General features: G+C 42.1%; 19 protein-coding genes. 13 read left to right on the plus strand and 6 right to left on the minus strand.

Annotated elements, in window-relative coordinates; genetic code table 11:
- Positions 1-5 precede the first annotated feature (5 nt).
- Together RM544_RS13490 and RM544_RS13495 are read right to left on the minus strand one after the other, a co-directional pair.
- Positions 6-2,093: an alpha-amylase family glycosyl hydrolase gene (locus RM544_RS13490; protein ID WP_311362324.1), complete on the minus strand. Its 2,088-nt coding sequence runs from the start codon at positions 2,091-2,093 to the stop codon at positions 6-8.
- A 69-nt stretch (positions 2,094-2,162) separates the two neighbouring features.
- Complete coding sequence (locus tag RM544_RS13495; protein WP_311362325.1) at positions 2,163-3,134, minus strand: aldo/keto reductase; 972 nt, start codon at positions 3,132-3,134, stop codon at positions 2,163-2,165.
- A gap of 463 nt (positions 3,135-3,597) precedes the next feature.
- Between RM544_RS13495 and RM544_RS13500 the strand changes: the two genes are divergently transcribed.
- Complete coding sequence (locus tag RM544_RS13500) at positions 3,598-4,104, plus strand: DinB family protein (RefSeq protein WP_311362326.1); 507 nt, start codon at positions 3,598-3,600, stop codon at positions 4,102-4,104.
- A gap of 80 nt (positions 4,105-4,184) precedes the next feature.
- A complete protein-coding gene (locus RM544_RS13505; protein ID WP_311362327.1) occupies positions 4,185-4,748 on the plus strand; it encodes a PhnA domain-containing protein in 564 nt (187 codons plus the stop codon).
- Positions 4,749-4,753: 5 nt separating this feature from the next.
- Here the strand turns inward: RM544_RS13505 and RM544_RS13510 are convergent, their stop codons facing one another.
- Entirely contained in the window at positions 4,754-6,499 is a 1,746-nt protein-coding gene (locus RM544_RS13510; RefSeq protein ID WP_311362328.1) for a bifunctional lysophospholipid acyltransferase family protein/GNAT family N-acetyltransferase, read from the minus strand.
- A gap of 213 nt (positions 6,500-6,712) precedes the next feature.
- On the opposite strand from RM544_RS13510, the gene RM544_RS13515 reads away from it, so the two are divergent.
- The 4 genes from RM544_RS13515 to dbpA all read left to right on the plus strand — a co-directional run bounded on the left by RM544_RS13515 (position 6,713) and on the right by dbpA (position 12,260).
- Positions 6,713-8,641 carry a tetratricopeptide repeat-containing sulfotransferase family protein gene (locus RM544_RS13515; RefSeq protein ID WP_311362329.1) on the plus strand — a complete coding sequence of 643 codons (1,929 nt, stop codon included), beginning with the start codon at positions 6,713-6,715 and terminating at the stop codon, positions 8,639-8,641.
- A 193-nt stretch (positions 8,642-8,834) separates the two neighbouring features.
- On the plus strand, positions 8,835-9,749 hold the full coding sequence (locus RM544_RS13520; protein WP_311362330.1) for a hypothetical protein: 915 nt from the start codon (positions 8,835-8,837) through the stop codon (positions 9,747-9,749).
- A 79-nt stretch (positions 9,750-9,828) separates the two neighbouring features.
- The gene (gene pyrC, locus RM544_RS13525) at positions 9,829-10,863 is read left to right on the plus strand and encodes a dihydroorotase (protein WP_311362331.1); all 1,035 of its coding nucleotides are present in this window, start codon (positions 9,829-9,831) and stop codon (positions 10,861-10,863) included.
- Complete coding sequence (dbpA, locus tag RM544_RS13530; protein WP_311362332.1) at positions 10,860-12,260, plus strand: ATP-dependent RNA helicase DbpA; 1,401 nt, start codon at positions 10,860-10,862, stop codon at positions 12,258-12,260. Before pyrC ends, dbpA begins: the two co-directional genes overlap by 4 nt.
- Before the next feature lie 53 nt (positions 12,261-12,313).
- Here the strand turns inward: dbpA and RM544_RS13535 are convergent, their stop codons facing one another.
- Positions 12,314-12,685: a VOC family protein gene (locus tag RM544_RS13535; protein WP_311362333.1), complete on the minus strand. Its 372-nt coding sequence runs from the start codon at positions 12,683-12,685 to the stop codon at positions 12,314-12,316.
- 233 nt (positions 12,686-12,918) lie between these two features.
- Here RM544_RS13535 and RM544_RS13540 point away from each other — a divergent pair, with 233 nt between their 5' ends.
- Positions 12,919-14,814, plus strand: coding sequence for a tetratricopeptide repeat-containing diguanylate cyclase (locus RM544_RS13540; RefSeq protein WP_311362334.1), 1,896 nt, complete (start codon positions 12,919-12,921; stop codon positions 14,812-14,814).
- A gap of 100 nt (positions 14,815-14,914) precedes the next feature.
- Here the strand turns inward: RM544_RS13540 and RM544_RS13545 are convergent, their stop codons facing one another.
- Positions 14,915-16,984 carry a M13 family metallopeptidase gene (locus RM544_RS13545; protein WP_311362335.1) on the minus strand — a complete coding sequence of 690 codons (2,070 nt, stop codon included), beginning with the start codon at positions 16,982-16,984 and terminating at the stop codon, positions 14,915-14,917.
- A gap of 207 nt (positions 16,985-17,191) precedes the next feature.
- On the opposite strand from RM544_RS13545, the gene RM544_RS13550 reads away from it, so the two are divergent.
- The 4 genes from RM544_RS13550 (at position 17,192) to RM544_RS13565 (ending at position 21,287) form a co-directional block, all read left to right on the plus strand.
- Positions 17,192-17,605, plus strand: a complete 414-nt coding sequence (locus tag RM544_RS13550; RefSeq protein ID WP_311362336.1) for an MAPEG family protein — start codon at positions 17,192-17,194, stop codon at positions 17,603-17,605.
- A gap of 121 nt (positions 17,606-17,726) precedes the next feature.
- Positions 17,727-19,568, plus strand: a complete 1,842-nt coding sequence (locus tag RM544_RS13555) for an ABC transporter ATP-binding protein (RefSeq protein WP_311362337.1) — start codon at positions 17,727-17,729, stop codon at positions 19,566-19,568.
- Between the two features lie 24 nt (positions 19,569-19,592).
- Positions 19,593-20,618 (plus strand): cupin-like domain-containing protein, encoded by a 1,026-nt coding sequence (locus RM544_RS13560; RefSeq protein ID WP_311362338.1) that lies wholly within the window; start codon positions 19,593-19,595, stop codon positions 20,616-20,618.
- A gap of 36 nt (positions 20,619-20,654) precedes the next feature.
- Entirely contained in the window at positions 20,655-21,287 is a 633-nt protein-coding gene (locus RM544_RS13565) for a DNA-J related domain-containing protein (protein ID WP_311362339.1), read from the plus strand.
- On the opposite strand, the gene RM544_RS13570 is transcribed toward RM544_RS13565, so the two are convergent.
- Entirely contained in the window at positions 21,269-22,117 is an 849-nt protein-coding gene (locus RM544_RS13570; RefSeq protein ID WP_311362340.1) for a hypothetical protein, read from the minus strand. The genes RM544_RS13565 and RM544_RS13570 overlap by 19 nt on opposite strands.
- A gap of 187 nt (positions 22,118-22,304) precedes the next feature.
- On the opposite strand from RM544_RS13570, the gene RM544_RS13575 reads away from it, so the two are divergent.
- Together RM544_RS13575 and RM544_RS13580 are read left to right on the plus strand one after the other, a co-directional pair.
- Entirely contained in the window at positions 22,305-23,489 is a 1,185-nt protein-coding gene (locus RM544_RS13575; protein ID WP_311362341.1) for a phosphatidate phosphatase App1 family protein, read from the plus strand.
- Between the two features lie 127 nt (positions 23,490-23,616).
- Positions 23,617-24,177 (plus strand): DUF7010 family protein, encoded by a 561-nt coding sequence (locus tag RM544_RS13580; protein ID WP_311362342.1) that lies wholly within the window; start codon positions 23,617-23,619, stop codon positions 24,175-24,177.
- Position 24,178 lies beyond the last annotated feature (1 nt).

The raw sequence follows: 24,178 nt of genomic DNA on the forward strand, positions 1-24,178 counted from the left end.
CAGACCTATAGTTTGAAGGTTTTACTCATTTCGTTTTCGCTACTGTCTTTCACAATCACTTTCAATTGTGTAACACCCTCTAATTGCTCTGGGAGCAACACTGCGCGATAAGGCGACGTATCATCGTTTGATAGGAACGTTTCAGCGCCGCTTTCATCCACAGCATAGAATGACACATCAGCTACCTGTAAAGCTTGTTGCGAACCAAAGCTCAAATTCACTGGCAAAAATACGCGCTCATTGTCAGTATATTTTTCACTCATTTTTACATCAAAAATTTCGCTGCCTTTGTGTACTTGGTCGGCCTTTAACAAAACGAAGCTGAGAGGCTCTATGGTGGTTGTAAGTGAGCCTTGATTTACCTTAGCGTTATTACCAAGCACGCTAGAATATGAAAGTGAATCGACGTTTAAAGCAACCTTTCGAGTTTCCGTATCCATATTGAAAATAGCTAAGTATTCACGCATTTCTTGTTTATCGATGCGAGAGAAAGCGACGATACGATTTTTGTTATCAATCAAACGATTTTGGTGAATACCGGTGCGTAATGCTTGATGCTCACTTCTTACTTTAGCGAAGTTTTTAAGTGATTGATAAATTGGATGTTTCTGATCGAAATTATCATCGGCGGTAGTGCGTGATGTGCCAATGAGTAGGTTGTCGTTGTACTCTGCCACGAATGACGGATCCATATTTTCTCGTGCATCTACGTCTCCTCCGTCACCTGTAAAACCTTGTTCATCGCCATAATAAACGACTGGAATACCTCGGGACATATACATAAATGCATGACCTAATACCGAGCGTTGTAATTTCTCGGCCTTACTAGCATCCGCAAAACCTTGGTTGATAAACAGGCCCACACGACCAGCGTCATGGTTTCCTAAGAAATTCATTAACAAATCAGGTGAAGAGTCTGCATCACGATAATAGTCATCATTATCAAACAATTGACCGATACGATTCACATCTTTGTTATGGAAGAGCGCGTCTTTCACATTAAAATGAAAACTAAAATCAAGCACGCTAGGCAGCTTTCCTGCTGTCGTGAATTTACTCAATACTGCCGGGTTTCCATCATAGACTTCGCCAAAAATGTGAAAGTTTGGAATACCGGATGATTTTGCATGTGCCACAATTGCTGGCCCAAAGGATTGCCAGAAACTAAGGTCGACATGTTTTACTGTATCAATACGAAAACCATCGGGTTTAAATTCAGTAATGATGTTTTTGAATATTTCCGTCATCCCAGAAACGACTTCTGGGTTGGCTGTGTCAAGATCATCTAAACCAACAAAATCGCCATGCACTGCGCTTTCGCCTTGCCAGAAGCTATCCCCCTGATTGTTATAATATTTCGGATCGTTTAACCACTGAGGTACTTTAACGCCTTTCTCTTGGTCTAAAATAAACGGCGTGTAGGTATCGCCCGCAGCAACGTCAGCTTTTGACTTGTATTTGCAGCCAGGTTTGCCACTGATAAATGTGCCATCTTCGTTGTGGCATTCTTTGTATTTAATTACGTCGGCAGTATGATTGGTGATAATATCGAAAAAGACTTTGATTCCGCGCTCATGTGCGGCATCGATCAAGCTTCGAAGATCTTCGTTCGTGCCAAAATGCGGATCAATTTCGGTAAAGTCAATTACCCAATAACCATGATGGCCAAAACCATCACTTTGAACCGCTTTGTTACGCAATAAGGGCGTCATCCATATTGCCGTTACGCCCATGTCTTGTATGTAGTCTAGTTTAGCTTCAACGCCGCGCATGTCTCCGCCGTTAAAAGCCCACTTGGAAGTATTATCGAAACCGCCGTATGAAATTGGGCGAGTCGGATCACCTTGATCATTGTCTGGATTACCATTATGGAAACGATCTGGCATCACAAAATAGAAAATGTCGTCACGAATATCCCGCGTGAGATATTCTGCCGTCGCCGTGTTTTCTTCTTCAGCCGTTTTGCCACTATCAGGCATTTCATTTTTAGCTGCACCACAAGCACTCAAGCCCATTACAATTGAGCTGACGAGCAAGGCTTTACCCAAGAGAGGGCGAAGACTGTTTGACCAAAGCGCGCGCGAATTTTTCATAATCTATCTCGTTTTTTATGGTTCTTTTAGTTGATCAAGGGAGCACATTTTTACCTAGGGTAATCTCGCCTATGGAATTTCGTGTCCTCGGGCTTTTTCGAATAGCTGATACCAGTCTTCTCGACTCAGATTGACCTTACCGGCTTTCGTGCATTCAATAATCCTATCAGTGTTAGTGGTGCCTATGACTGGTTGGATATTTACCGGGTGCTTCATTAGCCATGCTAAAACGATGGCATTAGCATTACTTGAGTAGCGATTGGCTAGCTGACAGACTAGCTTGCTTGTTGCCAATTCAGCCTCGGTCGGTGAGTCACTACCATTACCGGAGTATTTCCCTTGAGCGAGGGAACCCCATGCTTGCAATTGCATATTTTGCTGTTCACAAAACTCCAGCGTACCCCGTGGAAAGCCGCTGCTGCAGCCCTCTTTCATATTCGTGGTAATTGTTTCTTCGACAAAATCAGCATGTTCTAAGCTCATCTGCAATTGGTTTGCAATAATGGGTACTGTCGTCGCCGATTGTAACCATGCAATTTGTGCGGCATGCATATTCGATACAGCAAGATGACTAAATTTACCTTGTTTGTGTAACTTGTTAAGTGCTTCTGCAGTATCGTCCAGATCCATAAGTGGGTCGGGGCGGTGTAAGAATAGAATATCGACATTTTCGCTTTGTAAGCGTTTCAAACTGTTGTTTAAGGCTTTCGTAATCCATTCTGGTGACAGATCATATTGTTTAACTTCGTGTGTTGGCGTGAGCTTAATACCAACTTTGGTTTGTAAGATCATTTGCTTACGTAGTGATGGCATCGACTTCAGAACTTGTCCGAAAACTTCTTCCGATTTTCCAAAAGTATAGATATCAGCTAGGTCGAAGACATTAATTTTGTGTGCCAGGCATGTTTCAACGATCGCCGTCGCTTCCTTAATATCGCTGTCGCTCACGCTATTGTTGTTCCAACCGCCACCCAAATTCATGCAACCGTAGACAAGTTGACTAGCTTGAGGGTAATAATCGTGAATAGGTAATTCGGTCATTGTTCGCTCTCAGTATTTCGTTAAATAAATGTAACAGGAATTCAGCGTATCTTAGAATGAATACGTATGCGTAGCGAATGCTAGGCAGCAAAGCTGAAATAAGACTGACAAGTGTAAAGATTTAGTACTCAAGTACAAGATATCTATCTTATTTAGTAGTGTGACGGTAACGTGATAATTTCGTTATGAAAAAATTAAAGATCAGTGAATGCAGCTGTTATATGCTAGTTATCTTGATTTTACGCAATAATAATTCAGCTTTTCGCTGTTTTTGCGCGAATTATAATAAAAATGAAATAATTTATAGTAACCTAAGGTCTACAATGAGAGCTGGTTAAGACCTCGTATTTGCGATAAATGTGAAACACCACTAGTATATCGAACATTGATTGTTTGTAGCTCTAGTATTCTGAAGAAGTGTTAGCACGGTAACAAACGAAAAAGAAAAACGATAAGGGTAAACATGTCAAACAGTTACGTCGATGTAGTAGAGCAAGCAATCAGTTTACTGGATGACATTAGTCTCACTGATTATCAAGCCTCTCTGAAGCCTCATTTCTCGAGTAGTATCGGTGCTCACATTCGACATATTGTTGACCATTTTCTAGCGATTGTTGATGCCGCTGACAGCGGTGAAATTAACTACAACAAACGAAATCGTCATGGTGAGGTTGAGCAGTTTCCGCAGAAAGCGATCGCGAGACTAGAAGAAATCAGTACATGGTTAGCCGATACCTGCAGTCACACATTATTAAATCGCAAAGTCAAAGTGACAACCGAGATTGATATCAGTCATACAAAGTCAACGACGTGCGAATCCACTTTAGAGCGCGAACTGGTTTTTGTCGCAAGTCATGCCATTCATCACTATGCTCTGATTCGTATTATTCGCAATATGCAGGGTAAAGAGCTTCCTGAGTTCTTTGGATATGCTCCTGCAACAATTACGCATTTAAATCAAAGTGCATAAACAAATATAAATCCACATTATTTTTGTGTGTTTGCGTGTTATTATGCGCGCAAATTCACAATGACTGCTCTAACTACATTATGTCCATCGAAACAACCTTACATGCTCGAAGCAATGAAAAGTGCGAGCTATGTGCCAGCACTAGTGACCTTTCTGTATATCCATTGCCACATTCTCCTGATGAAACAGCCAACTGCGCAGTGCTTGTATGTGGACATTGTTTGTCACAAATCACAGCAAGCGAAGACTTAGATTATACCCACTGGCGTTGTCTGAATGATGCGATGTGGTCAACAGTACCTGCTGTGCAAGTGCTTGCGTATCGGATGCTGCATAAATGTAATTCTGAAACATGGGCGCAAGATGCGCTTGATATGATTTATTTAGAGGAAGACACCAAAGCTTGGGCCGATGCTGGTGTGGCAGATGATCAAGAGCCAACTCTAGATGTTAACGGTGTTGCTTTATCGGCCGGTGATTCGGTAACCATTATCAAGGACCTTGACGTTAAAGGTGCTAACTTTACCGCTAAGCGCGGCACACCAGTGCGTAATATTGGTTTGAGTGACAACCCTCTGCATATTGAAGGCAAAGTAAATGGGCAGCGGATTGTGATTATTGCGGCCTACACGAAAAAGAACTAAGCGAACTACGAAGCTTGCCAATCTCGATAAGCTTCGTACTCCTCACCCACATATAACTTCAATAATTTTTCAGGCGCACTCGGGAAGTGAACACTTAGCAGTAACCCTGGCGTATGATTGAAGCTGGTATCGATACCTAAAGCATGAAACTTGCCACCCATTTTTAAGTATTGTCTGGCGAGCACCGGCACATCTTTTCCATCACTTTCAATGCTACTTAAAAAGCTGGTGAGTTGATCTCGAAGCTCAATTTCTTCAGCAAGTTCATCAATTTCGACATGACTGTCAAATTCAAATTGATTGTGCGCGCTCACCTGAGATGCACTTTCATTGTCAATATAGGCCTGCTCTATCAGCTTTACGCTTCGCGGATCGAAAAGCTTACTGATAGAGACCGTTCCATACAATGTGCGGTATTGTGGAAATTTTGCGGCGAATCGGCCAATTCCTTTCCAGAGCAAGAGTAAGCCTTGATATGAACCTTGCATCTCGGGGATCAAAAATGAGCGTCCCATTTCCATACATGGACCTTGTTGATTAGCAAAGCTAGATTTGAACTTGAACATCTTATGTAAATACAAACCTGCTATACCGTCCTTCTCCATGAGCTTGTCACTCAGCCCCATACGATAAGCACCGACAATTTTCTGTTGTTCATTATCAATGATAAATAAATGTGTGTAGGTTGCATCGTAGTGGTCGGTATCAAGTGGCTGGCCACTACCCTCATTATGCATGCGAAACACTATTTCACGTAAGCGAGCAATTTCCTGAACGATTAGAGGGAGTTGTGATTGATAACCATAGTAAACAGAGTAACCTTTGTTGGTGAGGAGTAATTGGTCTGAAGGCAAGGCTTGAAGCTCTGTCAGCAATTGATGTTTATCTATTTCTTCAATAATAGGTAGCTGTTCGGTTATTTTATCTGCTGGCCATTCATAGCGCCATCTATTGTCTTGCGCGTAACTCAATGCTCGGCAAAGTTTTGCTTTCTGCTCGTAATTCAGGTCTCGTGAGATTTGTTTTTCTTTAATCGCATTGCCGCAAGAAACCTGAATCGTTGCCCCAGTTTTGTTCAGTAACTCTCTTCCTAAAAAAAGCATACGTAATTTGAAGTAAAGCTTCTCAATACGATAAAACGCTGGGCTATTAAAGCCATTCACAAAAACAGGAACGTACTGACATTGATCAATGCTCACGAGTCTTCCTACTAGTTTATTCCAAGTGTGCTCGCTAATACCTGCTTTTGCTTTTTGATAATAAGACACTTTGCCAGCGGGAAAGATAAGCAGTGCACCTTGTGCGTTTACGTGCTTCATACATTGGCGTAAAGAAGGGCCGTTTTTGGGATCATTGGGCGACAGTGGATTCGTAAAAATAAAGTAGTCTGACAGTTCTTTGAAAATACCTAAGCCTTTATTTGCAAGAACTTTGAGGTCAGGGCGAACTTCACCAATTAAACGGGCCAGTATCACACCCTCTATTCCACCGAAAGGATGATTGCTAGCAATCACCACAGGACCCGATTTAGGAATGTTGCTCTGCAGCGCTTCAATCCCTTGTATATCCAATTCAAGTAACTCAATTAAGCGATCAGAGAACGACTCCTTGCTTAAACCCTGCATTTTATGTTGTTGATATAGGGCATTCATTTTTTTTACCCCAAGTATTCGATCCAATGCCCAAATTAAGGCTTTTTTGGCGGGGCTAGGGTTGGGCATAATGTTACGGATACTAATCGAATGCTGCATGAAGATATTCTTTACCAAGGTCTAAATATGTAAAATAGGTTTGAGTCTGATGACTTGTCTCTAAAAGACCAAGATTAGCGGTTTTTCTTTCATTTTGCTACGTAATAAATAGCAGTGTGCACGCTATTCAAAGCAGATAATCGAGTGAGGGAATACATTTATATTTCGGCTTGGGGTATCATCTATGCAAAGCAAAACAACGATTTGGGCAACATGAACACTGCAGCAATACTGAGTCAAGCGGAGAAGCTTCATCAACAAGGTGACTTGCAACAAGCAGAGCTAAACTATCAAGCCGCTCTAGCACAGGCTAAAAGCCAACAGGAGCCTTCAAATATAGCGTCAGCCTTGTTTGGTATTGCCACGCTATATAATCAAACCAAGCGCTTTGATCTTGCTATTCAGTCTTTTTCAGAAGCGCTTCTCTTAGAGCCAGAGGCTTTCGATATTAATTTCAACGCGCTTGTTTGTTTGGTCAACGCAAAGCAAGATAAAGAGGCAAAGAAGCGACTTTCCAAGGTATGTTCACTTGTACCAAATGACCAGAGAATGAAAGAGCAACTTGCTGCAATAGCTTCTCGTTTGGGCGAACATCAGCAAGTCATCGAATTGCTCAAGAATTTTTCAAGCTTGTCTGCACAAGCAAAACTCAATCAAATTTCAGCTTTTATGAAGCTAGAACAATGGCCAGCCGCTTTAGCGCATAGTGAGACCTTAGTTAAACACTTTCCCAAGGAGCCGAACGTTTTAAGCCAGCATGCGATTTGTCTGTTGAAGATGCAAAGTTTCCAGAAGGCTGTCGAAGCTTATACAACGCTCAGTCAATTGGTACCAAATAACGCACAAATACATATTAAATTTGCTGACCTATATTTACTTACGCATCAATCTACACAGGCGAGACAAGAGCTAAACAAAGCCATTTTACTCGGTGACCAATCGATTCAGCGCTTTGAATTAGAGTGTAAGGTATGTCGTATTGAAAATGATAAGGCGGGTGCGCTAGTAGCTGCGGAGGCGGCGCTAGGTATTAAACCTGAAGCAGAGTTTGCATGGCAAGTAAAACAAGATCTCGGTAGCGAGAAGGACAATGCTGAGTGTATTGCTCATTTGCCCGCGTTAATTGGGGAAGAACTTCTCCAACAGCAAAAAATAGAGGTCGAAAAAGTCTATTCATACGATCGCCAACACAACCTATTTACCCTTGCTAAGGCTTATGAAAAGCTAGAGCGCTACCAAGATGCGTTCGATACATATGCTATTGCTAATGAATTACAGAACCAACACTTAACGATACATAAAAAAGGCTATCAGCCACAGGTGATTGAGGCGCAGTATCAGCGTTTGCGATCCTTCCCCTATGTAAGTAGCGGGAGCCGTATAGGTGAAAATGCGCTTAAGTCGAAGGAGTCGCCAGCACATTATTTTATTGTTGGCATGCCTCGCTCAGGTACTACCTTGGTGAATCGTGTTTTATCTCAACAAGCTAATTTTCAAAGTGTCGGAGAAAGCAACGCTGTTGCCAATCTATTTGAAAATAAGCTCTTATACCCGAACACGCAAACATCAACTGAGCAAGTTGTTACAGATCTGAAAAACATGCAAGCAAGCATCGATTCACAATACCGAGAGTTGAATCAAATATCTGATAAGCAGCTGAATTTGGTTGATAAAATGCCTCACAACTTCCGTTATGTGGGAGCTATCTTGAGCGCATTTCCCAACTGTAAAGTTGTTCAGATGCGCCGAAATTTAGGTGACCTAGCACTATCAATTTATTCCCAGTTTTTCAATGTGCATCATGCGTATGCTTGTCGTTTAGCTGACATCGCACACGCCATATACACTGCCAATACCTTGATGGACGAGTGGAGTAGACGCTTCCCAGAGCAGGTGATTGACGTTTATTACGATGAACTTGTTACAGCCCCGGAATCACAATTTGCGAAGCTGTTTTCTTTTTGTGAACTCCATTGGGATGAAAAATACCTGCAGTTCCATCAAGAGGTTGTCGCCAGTTTTACCTTCAGTGAAACACAAGTACGTCGGCCGATTAATACCCATAAGCTCGGTTACTGGAAACGCTATGAGCAGCAACTTAAACCCGTTTTTGATGCTTATCAATTACTTGAAGCCACATAAATCAACGCTAGTATTCTAGTTTCCGACTAATAGGGTATTGATAAAAATACGCTATTGAGTGATTTCTCCGCGATAATAAGGCTTAAGCGACATTCGCCGATAAAGGTGTATATCGACATACGAGCTGCGCTTTTGTGCGGCCTGTGATGTTCGTTAAATTGTTACTCACCGTGCTGAGGAAAATAGAAAATATATGTTAACCATGTCTCAAGTGCATATTGATATTGCGCGCAATTCGACAGATGATTTTAATTTGTTTCATGATAAAAATCGCTGGCATTGGTTGCGCGACAATCCATTTGAGGGGCCTATTTCCCTTGGTTTTCAACTCGGCTGTTACATTGAGTACCAGTTTCGTTTACTGGCCACTCAAGATGCCGATGAAGTGGATACTGAACACTTTCGCTATAGCGCTTACGACTTCAACTTTGCTTCGTGCGTTCGCCCTGATGATGAAGTAGCGCTATCGGTAAAGTCAGGAAAATGGAGTCACAACGATGGACCAAGCATTTATTCTCGCCGACTCGTATTGAAAGCAAATAAGAAACCCGCGATAGTGGGCTTCAAGCGTGATGGTAATCAAATGACCTTAGCGCTACCTGCGGGCTTACCTCCTATGCACATGCTGAATGACCTGCCAGATAGAGATTTAGTACCAGGGACGGATTATTTTTTAAAAAGAAAATACATGATCCTTGGGAACGCAAAGAATTTTCTCGCCAGTGCGGGAGCAGAACAAAACCTCTTCATTGATGAATTTGCAGATAAAGTCGACTTTCCAGAAATGTACCCTTTAGGGCTCATCTCATCAGCTTTGCTAGAGCGTGCGGCGTTCGAAGATATCGACTTGATTTCTAATCCTATGATTTACGCGACACAAAAGATGTGTATCGATAAAAAACAATTAGCGGCTTTGCGCAGTAATGATGCCGTGAACATCCTTGTTGGTCCTGATATTTCAGAGGATGCAAAAGAGTTTGGTCCTGAATCGAGTCAGAAGAAAAAAGTGATTCAAGAATGTGTTGCTTATTGCAAAGAGGACACACCTCTGTTCATTGCCAAAGTAAGCTTACTGCCTGTGCAGTCATTAAAGGGAATTGAAAGGTAGTTTTTTACCCGTTCAAGGTCATTTTAGGGCATAATATGCGCCATTGATTTTTCCTCTTCTACAGCATGGTGAGACTGGCATGACGGCAACCCTTACAATTCAAACTCCTGATGATTGGCATTTACATTTCCGCGATGGCGATATGTTGCAAGAAACAGTGCCAGCCACTGCTCGTTGTTTTAAACGCGCCATTGTTATGCCCAACTTAGTTCCGCCTGTCACGACGACGAAAATGGCCTTAGATTATAAGCAACGGATCATGGCCTGCGTACCTCAAGGTGTTGACTTTGAGCCACTGCTTACCCTGTTTCTCACTAACAATACGACCAGTGAAGAAATTAAAGAAGCAAAAGCGGCGGGCATTGTGGCATCAAAGCTTTATCCTGCAGGCGCAACGACCAATTCAGATGCTGCGGTAAAAGGTATCAAAGCTTTATATCCTGTGTTTGAAGCGATGCAAGAGGTAGGCATGTTATTACTCATCCACGGTGAGGTGACAGAGTCTCACATTGATATATTCGACCGTGAAAAAGCCTTCATTGATACCTATTTGCGCGATATCGTTAAAGACTTTCCGGGCTTGAAAGTCGTGTTTGAACACATCACAACCAAAGACGCGGCTGACTTTGTGCTTGAATCGTCGGAGAATGTCGCAGCAACGATTACTCCTCAGCATTTGTTATTGAACAGAAACGATTTGCTTGTTGGTGGAGTAAGGCCACACAACTATTGTCTGCCAGTACTAAAGCGAAATACGCACCAAGAGGCTCTTAGAGCTGTTGTTGCATCGGGTTCTAAGAAGTTTTTCTTGGGCACAGACTCAGCGCCGCATGAAAAACACAAAAAAGAAAATGCTTGTGGTTGTGCAGGTTGTTACAGCGCCTGGAGCGCAATTGAACTTTATGCACAAGTCTTCGAAGATTTAAACGCTATCGATAAACTAGAAGGTTTCGCGAGTCATTACGGGCCGGATTTTTACGGTTTACCTAGAAATGAGGGGACAATTACCCTGCACAAGCAAAGTTGGGATGTTCCAGACAATATCGTATTACCAACAGGTGATGACATAGTCCCTTTCTTTGCTGGTGAAACACTGCAATGGAAACTCGCATGAGCAATGAATTAAGCTTTGCCAAACTTGGTTTGATTACCGAGTTAAACGAAGCGCTTGAAAGCGCAAACTATACACAAATGACTGAGACTCAAGCGGCTTGTCTACCGGACGTACTTGCTGGCAAAGATATCGCAGTACAAGCAAAAACAGGGAGCGGTAAAACTTTGGCTTTCGCCCTCGGATTACTCAGCAAGATTGAGGTCAATGCGAAAAACCCTCAGGCGCTGATCATGTGTCCAACTCGTGAATTAGCCGAGCAAGTGGCAGAGCAGATTCGTTTATTAGCCAAGCGTATGTCGAATTTAAAAGTCGTTAGCTTAGTTGGCGGTATGCCAATGGGTCCGCAGATTGTAAGCTTACGTTATGGTGCGAATGTGGTGGTCGGTACGCCAGGTAGAATCATGGACCATATTGGCAAGCGCACCTTGAGTTTGAAAAAAGTGAACACCTTTGTACTTGACGAAGCCGATCGGATGCTCGATATGGGATTTGAAGATGAAATGAAAGTCGTCATGCACAACTTATCTCAAACGGCACTAGCAGCAACACGTCAAACTTTGCTTTTTTCAGCAACTTACCCCGAACAGATACAAATTATTACTAAGCAGTATCAGCGCGATGCAAAAATTATTAAAGTAGAAGAAGATAAGCAGCAAGCGCCTACAATTGAGCAACAAGCTTATCGCATTAATAGCGAACATAGAACACAAGCTGTTGCAGCGCTACTAACGCATCATCAGATCGAATCGACGATCGTTTTTTGTCGTACCAGACGCGAAACTAAAGAACTAAGTGACGAACTTTATCAAATGGGGTTTAAAGCACTTGGTCTGCATGGTGATTTGGAGCAATCAGAAAGAAGCCAAGTATTGGCGCGATTCTCAAATAAAACAGTCAGTGTGTTAGTCGCCACTGACGTTGCCGCGCGTGGCTTAGATATTGAGCGCGTCGATCTTGTCATCAATCATCGTGTTAGCGAAGATATTGATACACATACTCACCGTATCGGACGGACGGGTCGAGCTGAAGAAAAGGGCTTAGCGATTACCTTAATCGACCAAGCTGAAGAAGATAAGCTAGATGAAATTGCAGCAAAAACAGATGCGACGATTAAAAAATTAAATATTCAGACCGTTCGTTTTCATGCAAATCGTATCAAGCAACCAGAGTATGTTTGTATTGCGGTAGATGGCGGAAAAAGGGATAAGCTGAGACCTGGCGATATACTTGGGGCGTTGACTAAAGAAGCTGAAATACCCGGGGCTGATATCGGTAAGATTTCGATCAGCGCTCGTCACGCATATATTGCTATTAAAGAAAGAAGCGTCAAAAGAGCGTTGGCGCAGTTCCGTGAACGTCGGATCAAAGGCAAACGTTTCAAGGCCAGAAAACTGTAGCGTTTTGATAAGTACTTAGCGTGCTAAATAACGCGCTAAGTACTTGCTGATATTCATTCAGGCGCTTGAACCTGCTGCCATAACTCTATCTTGATGCCGTCAGGGTCGAGTAGCCAAGCAAACTTGCCATAGCCCTCGTCCACCGAATCTAATATAGCCACGTCTTTGTTTTTCAATTCTGCGAGAAATCCATCGAGGTCATCCACGCGCAGATTGATCATAAAATCTGATTTCCCCGGCTGAATATAGTCATGTTTTTCAAAGTGACTGATTAACGAGTAAGGTTTATCACCTGTTTCTTCAGACCAGTTTAGTTGTGGTCCATACTCTCCATCTATACCCAGCTTCTCTTTGTACCACTGTCGAGTTTTTGCTGGATCCTTTACAACATAAAACACACCGCCTAAACCTGTGATTTTAGCCATTTTACGTCCCTCATTGAATAATTAACCTTAAGCTTAGCTGAATTTCACAATGAAGCACAATTTGCCCTACAAGCTAATTTAAGTCGCGGTGCAACAGGACTTGGCCAATACAGGCTTTCTCTTATTTAAATTTAAAAGGACTAAATGTCTAAAGCTTATAGCGCGTTGCCTTTGAAAGTAATAGTATACAAAGTAAGCAGCAGGGCTTTAATGAAAAGGTATTTATGCACTTCTTGAGACGTAGTTTTTACTTGGCTCTTGCCATTGCTGTATTTGGCGGGTTCGAAGTAAAAGGACAAGACGCAAAATACAGTACCCCAGACGACTTAATCTCTGAGCTACGCGCCTTAGCTGAAGATACGACTCAAACACCTATCGAGAAACGTTTAAGCGTCGCTCAATTAAAGGCTACAAGTATCAATAAAAAATGGCAATACGCCGAGCTTCTCGCATCAATATTGGATGTTGAACTAGAAGTCAGTCTCGATAATACCAATGAAGCAAATCGTAAACTCAAGCCCCTTTACGAAGCAGCAAAATCGTTTGAAGACCCAGAAGTTCACTTGCGCTTAGACATGAGCCAGATAAGAATTGACGCAGCACTTGGAAACTTTAAAAGTGTGAAGGTATTGCGACAAAAGTTACTTGAAGATGTTATTGAAATAACAAAACCAAGCATAAAGGGTGATGTATTCGTAGCGGTAGCAGAAAGCCAGTATATGATTGCAGAATATGCGGATGCGATTCAGAATTATCGTTTTGCCTATCAAGCTTATGCAGAAACTAATAATGATTCTGACAAGGCCTTTGTGAAGCTAGCTCTAGGTAATGTCAATACAGACATCGGCAATCCAACAAAAGCGATGACGTATTTTAGCGAAGCCTTGAAAGCAACCAATGCTGCCGGCGATCAATTTCTGAAATCTGTCGTGTTATACAACATAGGGAATACTCACTTTCAACAGGGTGAATATGAACTCACGATTAACTCTTTGTCACTTGCAAAGTCGATCAGTAAAGAAATCAATGATGAAATTGGCATTGCCTGGGCAGTCAAACGTCAAGCTGATGCCCACAAAGAACTAGGTCAGTGGCAATTTGCGATTGATGGTTATAATCAAGTTGTAGATTTATTCGCCGAAACAGGCAGTTTGTTAAACCAATTTGATATTCATGTTGGTTTGGCGGCTTCATACCTTGGACAAGGCAAGTTTGATAAAGCGCTTGAAAGCTTGCGAAAGAGTGAGCCTTTCTTAGACAAGCTTCAAGAAGCATCTGATCGTGATGAGTATTTTCTTACCTTGGCTGATATTCACGCTGCAAAAGGCGAGTTTAAGCTGGCTTTTGAGGTGATAAGTAATAACTATGATAATTTAAAAAATGCGTTTTATCTTGACCGACAGCGTGACATTGAAAAGTATCGGATTCAGTTCGATAGCGAATTAACAGACGAACAAAATCAAATGCTACTGAGCGAGAACCAACTTAAAAACCTTGAAATACAGACTAAACAAGAGCAAACCAAAACCTTGTTATTAATCAGTATACTGGTTTTAATGCTCCTACTCGTCGTTGGTTTTTTACTGTTTAAGCAAGTGAAAAACCGAGACTTATTTAAAGCCTTAGCACTTAAGGACTATTTAACGGGCTCTCCGAATAGACGCGCTGTCTTAGACAGTTTATCGCTGAAATTTGAACAAGCTGAACAAGGAAGTACTGAATTAATCGTTGGCCTCATTGATTTTGATAACTTTAAGCAGCTCAACGACAAATATGGACATGCGGCGGGTGATAAAGCGCTACAGGCATTTTCAGACACCTGTAATCAGGTGCTACGAAAGCAAGATAGTTTTGGTCGCTATGGTGGTGAAGAATGGTTAATCGTTTTTGACGATATTGAGTTTGGTAAGGTTTTTGACGTTTTTGAGCGCCTTCGCCATTTTCTAAATGAACACGAAATTGAGGGTGTGCCTAGTACGCATCAATTTACCTTTTCAATGGGCCTAGCAAAATATGACGCTTCTCTCGACGATAATATGGAATCGTTAATTAAACGTGCCGACCAAAGTTTGTATTTAGCAAAAAGTGAAGGAAGGGATCGCGCGGTTGAGTGGAGTGAACAAGCATAAGTTTTTAGAGGTATTTGTAGCAAATTACAAATAGGTAAAGATGAAAAAAAAGCCAGCAACGATAAGAAAGTGATGCTGGCTTTTTTGATCAATTAGCGTCTTACCAAATTTTCACACGCTCTTCAGGTGGAAGGTAAAGTGCATCACTTTCCTTAACATCGAAGGCAGTATAAAACTCAGGTACGTTACGTACAGAGCCATTGGCTCTGTATTGTCCTGGTGAGTGCGGGTCGGTATTGATTTGGCTTTTCAGTGCTTCATCTCGATACTTTCCAGCCCAAACTTGACCGAAACCTAAGAACACACGTTGTTCACCGGTAAAGCCATCTAGTACAGGTGACTCTTCACCCTGTAGCGACATTTCGTATGCTTTCAATGCAATACTAATTCCGCCTAAGTCACCGATGTTTTCACCCAGTGTAAATTCGCCATTAACGAAGACGCCTTCTAAAGGCTCAAACGCGTTATATTGCTCTACTAATTTGCCAGTACGCTGTTTAAATTCCTCACGGTCTGCATCTGTCCACCAATTACGAAGAACGCCGTCTCCATCGAAAGTGCTGCCTGAGTCATCAAAGCCGTGACCTATTTCATGGCCAATTACTGCACCAATGCCACCATAATTGACAGCATCTTCAGCATTTAAGTCGAAGAATGGCGGCTGCAATATTGCAGCTGGGAAGACAATCTCATTAGCCGTTGGATTGTAGTAAGCGTTTACTGTTTGGGGTGTCATTCCCCATTCAGTTTTATCAACTGGCTTACCTTGTTTTGCCAATTCTTCCGCATAAGTGACTTCAGATGCCTTCCGTAAGTTACCAAATAAGTCTTTATCTGAAACCTGTAGGGCAGAATAGTCTTTCCATTCATCTGGATAGCCAATCTTCACGGTGAACTTAGACAGCTTATCTAGTGCTTGTTTACGCGTTTCATCAGTCATCCAATCTAATTCATTGATACTAACTTCATATGCTTTAATTAGGTTGTCGACCATCACTTGCATGCGTTGTTTTGCTTCAGGTGGGAAGTGCTTTTTCACATACACCTTACCAATCACTTCACCTAAGGTGCTATTCAGTAGACCTGTCGCTCGACGCCACATAGGTCGCTGTTCTTCTACGCCGTACAATATGGTGCTGTAAAACTCAAAATTTGCCTTGTCCAAGTCCATGCTTAATGAACCAGCTGAAGCGTTGATTAAGCCCCACTGAAGAAAGGTCTTCCAGTCTTCTATAGAAGTTTCAGTAATAATCGTATCAATGCCAGCTAAAAAATCGTTTTGCATAATGATCATGCTGTCTGGCATATCAAAACCACTCGCTGCAACGAAAGCGTCCCAATTAAAATTAGGCATTAGTGCTTTTAACTCGTCCATACTCAATTTGCTGTAGTTCTCTGCCCAGTTTCTCGACTGTTCTTTTTTCATGTGCTGGCCAGCAATTTGCGTTTCTAAAGCAAGCAACATTTCCGCATTTTCGGCACCGTTTTCAATACCAGCCAAGCCAAACATTTTTTCGATATGCGCTTTGTAGGCGGCTAATATCTTCTTCCCATCTTCATCTTCTTTGAAGTAGTACTCTCGATCCGGAAGGCCAATGCCAGCTTGCCACGCATAAAGTGCATATTCGTTTGGTGACTTGAAGTCAGCATATTGGAAGAAGCTGACGGGTGTGCCATAGCCATATTTAATGGCATAGGCAAAATATTCCACTAAATCGTTATAGTTTGAAATTGCCGCAATTTTGGCAAGCTCTGGGCTAAGTGGAGACACTCCCATTGCGTTTCGGTTATCAATATCCATGTAAGAGCTATACATATCACCGACTTTCTGCTCGTCTGAACCTACCGCGAAGTCGCCTTGTGAAGCTGTATCGATAATTGCCTTTACATCTTCTTGTGCTTCGTCTGCCAAGATAGCAAAACTGCCGTAAGATGCTTTATCAGCAGGAATTTCTATCGTTTTTAACCATGAACCGTTCACGTAACGATAGAAGTCATCACCTGGTTTTACGCTCAAGTCCATATTTTCAGTGATAATGCCTGATTTTAAGGCCACAGCTTGCTCGGCTGCTGGCACTGCACTTTCACTACTTGCTTGTTGAGCCGGCGTACAAGCACCCAGTGCGACTGCAACACTCATTGCTAAGAGTGCTTTGCTTAAATGTTTCATGTGTCTTCCTGTGTTGATATTGATAACTCGAATTTCGGTAATACAACACCTTATCCGCTCTTGAAAAAGAATCAACTACAATGGACAAAATGAAATAACTTGTAACATTAATCTGTCTATCAAACAGAGTATGCATTAGCATAGGTGTCAATACGGCGGTTTTTTTACTCAAAAAAGTGACACTAAAAATAATAAAATAGGATATTTATGAACGAAACAATTATTACTCTTTTAGGGTATATTTCCATCATACTCATACTGCTACTCATGCTGGCAGGGTATCGTAGTGCTATTACTTTCAGCGGTAAAAAGAAAGGTTTAAAATTTCAAGCGGATGGTAGTGATGTACCAGAGCTCGGACAACGCTTAACTCGGGTTCATGCTAATGCAGTAGAGTGTTTTAGTTTTATTGGTGGCACACTGATTCTCGCGATTGCGACCGACTCAACGGCCATTACCAATGGTTTGGCCTATGTCCTGTTACTTGCTCGTGTATTGCAAGCTTTAGTGCACTTAGTGTCGACGTCAAATGTGGCCATTCAAGTTCGCTTTGTCTTTTTCTTAGTGCAATTTGGTATTGTCATATACTGGGTCTTTAAATTACTTCAAAAATTCCTCTAGCAAAAACAAAGAATGTGGTGTCATTTGATGCCACATTTTCAAGATCACGTCACAATTGCCTGTTATCATTGTTCACTCAATGCAAGTACCTAAAATTACCAAGCTAATAAAAAGAGATTGAATGTTTTCATTTTTCGAGAGTTTAACTAAACCTTTCCCAGACACTAAGCCAGGCAAGCCGCCTACCGATTTTGTTGCATTTTGCCGTCATTACTCTACGGGAATGTGGCCAGTCCTATTTGCCGTTTCAACCATCAGTGCACTCGTGGCGATGCTCGAAGTATCATTGTTTGGGTACATGGGACAATTAGTGGATTGGTTTTCTACGCGCGACAAAAGCACTTTTATTGATGAAGAAATGACAAGCCTGATTTGGATGGCGGTTGTGGTCTTGGTCGTATTGCCTTTCCTTGTCATATTAGAATCTGCGTTAACTCATCAGTCTTTATTGGGCAACTTCCCGATGCGTATTCGCTGGCAAGCTCATCGCTATCTATTAGGGCAAAGCTTGTCATTTTATCAGGATGAGTTCGCTGGTCGAGTTGCAACCAAAGTGATGCAAACCGCCTTGTCTGTGCGCGAAACTGTGATGAAAATCATGAATTTGGCGGTGTATATTTGTGTCTATTTCATCAGTATTATCGTGCTAGTTTTTTCGACCGACTGGCGTTTAGCGATGCCGCTCATCATTTGGTTAGTGGCCTATGTGACGATATTGCGAATACTATTGCCGCGTCTAAAAAGAGTCTCTCAAAAACAAGCTGATGCGCGTTCAATCATGACCGGACGGATAGTTGATAGTTACACCAACATCATGACGGTGAAACTGTTTTCACATCATAAGCGAGAAGAAAACTACGCGCGTGAAAGTATGGATGGTTTCCTGCAAACCGTGTATCCGCAAATGCGACTAGTGACAGTCTTGCAGGCCTGCGTTTGGACCAGTAATTCCTTATTAGTATTCTCAATGGCTGCTTTGGCTATTTATTTGTGGGTCAACGGCGTTGTATCTCCTGGTGATCTCGCCATCGCAGTGAGTTTAAGTCTGCGCTTAAATGGTATGTCACAATGGATAATGTGGGAGGTTTCCTCCTTGTTTGAAAATATCGGTACCGTGCAAGATGGGATCAATACGCTTGCCGTGCCTGCTGCAATTACGGATAAAAAAGATGCACCAAAACTGCAAATGCAGGGCGGAAAGATAGACTTTGAAAAAGTTAACTTTGCTTATGAAGCAAAAAATAACACTGAAATAAGCGTATTTGAACAACTCGATATCAATATTAAAGCAGGTGAAAAAGTCGGCTTAGTTGGCCGCTCTGGTGCTGGTAAGTCTACCTTGGTTAATCTTCTCTTGCGATTCTATGACATTAAGTCAGGTCGGATACTTATTGATGGACAGAATATTACTGATATCACGCAAGAAAGCCTGCGTGGACACATTAGCATGGTCACTCAAGATACATCTCTTATGCATAGAAGTGTGCGGGACAATATAATTTATGGTCGCACTGATGCCACCGAAGAAGATATGATCACAGCCGCCAAACAAGCAGAGGCACATGAGTTTATTTTGAGTCTGAGTGATGCAAAAGGGCGCACAGGCTATGATGCTCATGTGGGTGAACGAGGTGTAAAACTTTCAGGTGGGCAAAGGCAGCGTATTGCGATCGCTCGGGTGATGCTAAAAGATGCCCCCATTTTGATTTTAGACGAGGCAACATCCGCGCTTGACTCAGAAGTAGAGGCGGCCATTCAGCAATGTTTAGATAAAATCATGGAAGATAAGACAGTCTTGGCCATTGCACACCGCTTATCTACCATTGCGCAAATGGATCGATTATTAGTACTTGATCAGGGCAAGGTTGTTGAAGCTGGCAGTCACCAAGAGCTAATCGCCTTAAATGGCATTTATGCAAAACTTTGGGCGCATCAAACTGGCGGGTTTATCGGTATAGACTAAGTGACAAACTGAGGAGCAAGAAAAGTGAGTGAAAGCTTTGTACCTAGCAATATGCCAAGCCCCTTGGTATTTGAGCGTGTATCTCGCGAGCAGTTTGAGCAAGAGTTACAACCAATGGGCCAGCCATTCGTTATGAAAGGCTTTGCCAAACATTGGCATATTGTTAAATCGGGTTTGAATTCACCCAATGACTTGCGCAGAAAGGCACCACAGCTGAACGAGGCTATTTCGGTCACTCGTATTTTGGCCGAAGAAAAAAGCCGGATGTTTTATAACCCAGATATGACAGGGATGAATTTTGGTGTCGCAAGCTTGTCTTTAGATGACTGCTTGCGACGCATGCAAGAGACAGCTGATAATGGTAAAGATGACAGTCCTGATTATGCCGCTCAATGTGTGCCCGTCGCAAAATATTTCCCTCAGATCCTGAATAACATTGATAACCCGCTGGTTGAAAAAGGCTTGGAGCCCTTTATTTGGTTTGGAAACCGAGTGATTGTCGCTCCGCATTTTGATGAAACAGATAATATCGCCGTCGTCGCAGCAGGGAGAAGACGCTTTACACTCTTTCCACCTCAACAAACAAAAAACCTATACATTGGCCCGCTCGACTTCAACCCAGCCGGACAAGCCATTAGTTTGGTGAATATCCTAAAACCTGACCTTGATGCGCACCCAAAATATGCAGAAGCTTACAAACATGGCTTGTCTGTAGAGTTAGCACCTGGAGATGCTATCTACATTCCAACTCCTTGGTGGCATCACGTTCAGTCATTGTCTCCTTTTAATGTCTTAATCAACTATTGGTGGAGTCAAAATGACTTTGGCACTGCAAAGCCCCTCGGTGCGCTATTGCACGCAATCCAAGCATTCCGGACGTTACCAAAGCCTCAGCAAGACGCTTTTAGGGCGCTTTTAGATTATTACGTATTTGACGAAGCTAATGCTTCACGTGAACACATACCTGAACATGCTCATGGTTGGTTAGGGGAGTTGGATGACGAGAAGCGTCGTGTATTAGAGCATTGGATTAAGAATTTTTCGCAGTAGAATGAATATCAATCACACACGTTGATGAGGATGAATGTGAACAATAAGCACGAAACACTACTGCAACTATTAACAGAGATTCTTCATTCCTTTCAGCCAGCTTTTCGTGATGGTATCAGTGAGTTTGAACTCATTTCAAAATTAAAAGCGAAACCATTTTGTCTATTTGATGAAGATGCTTTGCGCGAGCCCTTAGTACTCTTCCAGACACATTTTGTATTGTTTCATGCGCTTTATATTTTGCGTGAAGAATGGCGCCAGCAAAAAGTGGGTGAGCTAACTATCAGTGCACTGAAAATCAAATTAGAGACATTTATTGATCAAGATGCTGCCCTAGTTCAAGCCGATCCACTAGCAGATTACTACCTCGATTGGCAGAATCTATCAAAGACAGATGAAGCTGGTGTTGAAGATTTACTTAATCAATTTTGGCAAAAAATGGGAGGAATGAAAGCCAACAAAGAACCCACGCTAGAAGAGATTAATGTAGCGTTGGAGCATATGCAATTAGAGGCTATTGAAGGCCTACAACTGGATGAACTTAAGCGCCAGTATCGGAAATTACAACACATGTACCACCCTGATAAAGGCGGAACAGCAGAACAGGCGCAAATTATTTTAGCCGCTTATACTACTCTTCATTCTGTGATTTATAATTCAACCAAGTAAACGTCATCAAACAAAGGATTTCGTTCAGGCTCCCAAACGCCATCTTTCAATTCAATACCACTTACATTCAGTTTTTCAAGTGTATCTATTCCGTAGTAAAAACCGAAATATCTATAAGACTGGTAGGTGCTTTCATAATCGTGGAGCTGGCCATAGTAAGGAATGTTTTTATCCATAAAGGGATCGACACTGTCATATAGCATCTCTTCCATTTTGATAAGAAAATTTAAACGTTGTTGGGCGCTGTATGGAACGCAGCGGCCATCAAAATTCCGTATTTGGTCTTCAGGACATTCGTTTCGCTGGTTTGCGCTTCGCAAAGCATAACGGGCTTGTCTATAATCTTCTGAAATTGTCACTACGGCTTCGTAGTTTTCGACACCATAACTTGTCCCAACCGGAGCATCCTCGGCGTACGCGCGCTCCATTTGGTCAAGAAAGTTCTTTTGCTTGGGACCACCGTGAAACACGACCAAGGCATGGCGACTAAGTGTTTTTACCGGTGCAGATAAAAATACATAATTCGCACAAGAAGAGATACAAAAGTCGACAACCTCTAATGGAATCCTGTTCTCATGAATGAATCGCCCAAAAGCCATCCCTACATTTAGATCACCGCCTGTACTTCTGATTAACAATCGGTCACCGCGTTGATACAGTCGTTTGAACTCTTCGAAACGTCCATTATCAATAGGGCCGTAGTACTTGATTTCTCCGTTTTCATTGCGCGAAACACCGGTAGTATCGGCTTCAAATAGAAAAGAGAAAGCCCATGTTAGTCCTACTAATAAGGCAATGAAAAATAACGATGTTTTTACTGCTGGGCTCACATTATGTCCTTATATCCTAGCGTGATTGATTTCTTACAAAGCGATTGTTTTGAGGATTTGCATCATTAGCGCTTTTAAAAACCAATACTTAATTAAACTGATTTGTCATTGCAAAGGTTCAAGATATCATGTTTAGTGGATGACAAATAACAGTTAAGTAACGTGAATGTGTTGTAGGAGTAGGGATATGCAACTTCAAGGATGGTGGAAAGGCGTTTGTTTAGTCATCTGTTTGCTTTGGGTAAATGCTTGTGCGGCTTTTGAAAACCAACTTGGTAATCGTATAGGAACGGATCCGCAAGATGACCCTATTAACCTAGAGGAGTCTAATATTGCTCCAGACGAAGTGCTTCAGTTCTTCACAACAGATGCTTTTCAAAGTGACATTGATGGTGATGGAAACTATATATGGCAAATACCTGTGCACGCTTGGGTGTATGAACCCGTTAACAGCCAATTGCGCATGAAAATGGTAAAAGAAAGTATGGCATTCGTTTACGATCTTCAAGTTTCATCAGAAAATGTCGCTACTTTTGAACAAAGAGTGAATCATTTTTTGGTCGATAATGAGCGTGGGAAGTGGTTTACGGTACAACTACAACAAGCGGGAAATACCGACTCAAGGTCGTTAGTTAGAGTGGGTAATACTGAAGCGAATGGGCACGTGACTGCCAATCTATTAGCTGAACAGTTTGTTCAAGGATTGGCACTAAAGCCTGCCACTGCATCTTTATATTACTGCGCTAAGGTCAATGCTAGGAAAGTATGCGGTCGTGCACGTTTGATATCTCAACAAGGCCTTTCGGTCATCAGCGATATTGACGATACAGTCAAAATTAGCGATGTAAGATCTAAGCAAGCGTTGATTGAAAATACCTTTTTTAATCCATTCGTCGCGGTCCCTGATATTGCTGAAGTCTACTCCGCCTGGTCTAAACAAGGAGTGAACTTTCACTATGTTTCTTCTAGTCCATGGTATTTATATACTGAACTTACTTCATTTCTGGAGCGGGCAGGGTTCCCGGACTTTTCCCTTTCGCTGAAGTCATTTCGTTTTCGAGATGAGAGTTTGCTAGAACTGTTTAAGGATGGCGAAGCAACAAAGCCAGGTCAAATTCGCCAAATTTTAGAAAAGTTTCCGCAACGTCAGTTCGTGTTGATCGGCGATAGTGGTGAACAAGACCCCGAAGTATACAGCGCCATAAAACTGCAATTTCCTGAGCAGATAAAGGGTATCTACATCCGAGATTTGGGGCCTGAAGATACCAACCAACTACGAGTGAAAGGCTTGATGGATAATATGGATGGCTTTCCTATCATTCTGTTTAAAGACGCATCTGAGTTACCAGTGTCTCTAAAGCCAACACGCTAAGTTCAGCTTTTTATTTGAATCAGTGACAAATGTCATGTGGTATTGATGACTTTTGTGTCTACCTGAATATATCCCAATGTAAGACACTGTTTACCTCGAAAACTTATTGATAAACAGGTGCAACATTATGGATACATCATTAGATCATCAACGAGAATTATTCTGCCAACGTCGCTTCTTAGCAATGCCATTAGCAGGGGCGATTGTCTGGGCACTCATCGGTATCATTTCTTTATTTGCCAATGAATATGTAAAAACTTACGCAGTGTGGCTTGGTTGTGGCAGCATTTTCTATCTTGCAATCTTCATAGCCAAGTTCACGGGTGAAGACTTTTTTGGTAAGCACAGAGAAAAGAATGTATTCGATAACTTGTTTATGGGTGGGGTGATCATGTGCCTCTTAATGTTTTCGGTTGCCTTGCCATTTGCTACATATGACCATACCGCTGTGCCCTTAGGTGTCGGCATCCTGGCAGGACTAATGTGGATACCTTTTTCTTGGATCATCCAACATTGGGTCGGTTATTTTCATGCCCTAAGCAGAACTGTTGGCATTGTCACTGTTTGGTACTTGTTTCCTGAGCATCGCTTTGAAGCTATCTCATTAGTAATAGTGGTGATTTATGTGATTTCCATTTATGCTCAAGAGCGCAGGTTTCAGTTGGTCCATTGTGAAAAGGGAGTTTGAA

This window comes from Brumicola blandensis (genome assembly GCF_031846165.1).
GTDB lineage: Bacteria > Pseudomonadota > Gammaproteobacteria > Enterobacterales > Alteromonadaceae > Glaciecola > Glaciecola blandensis.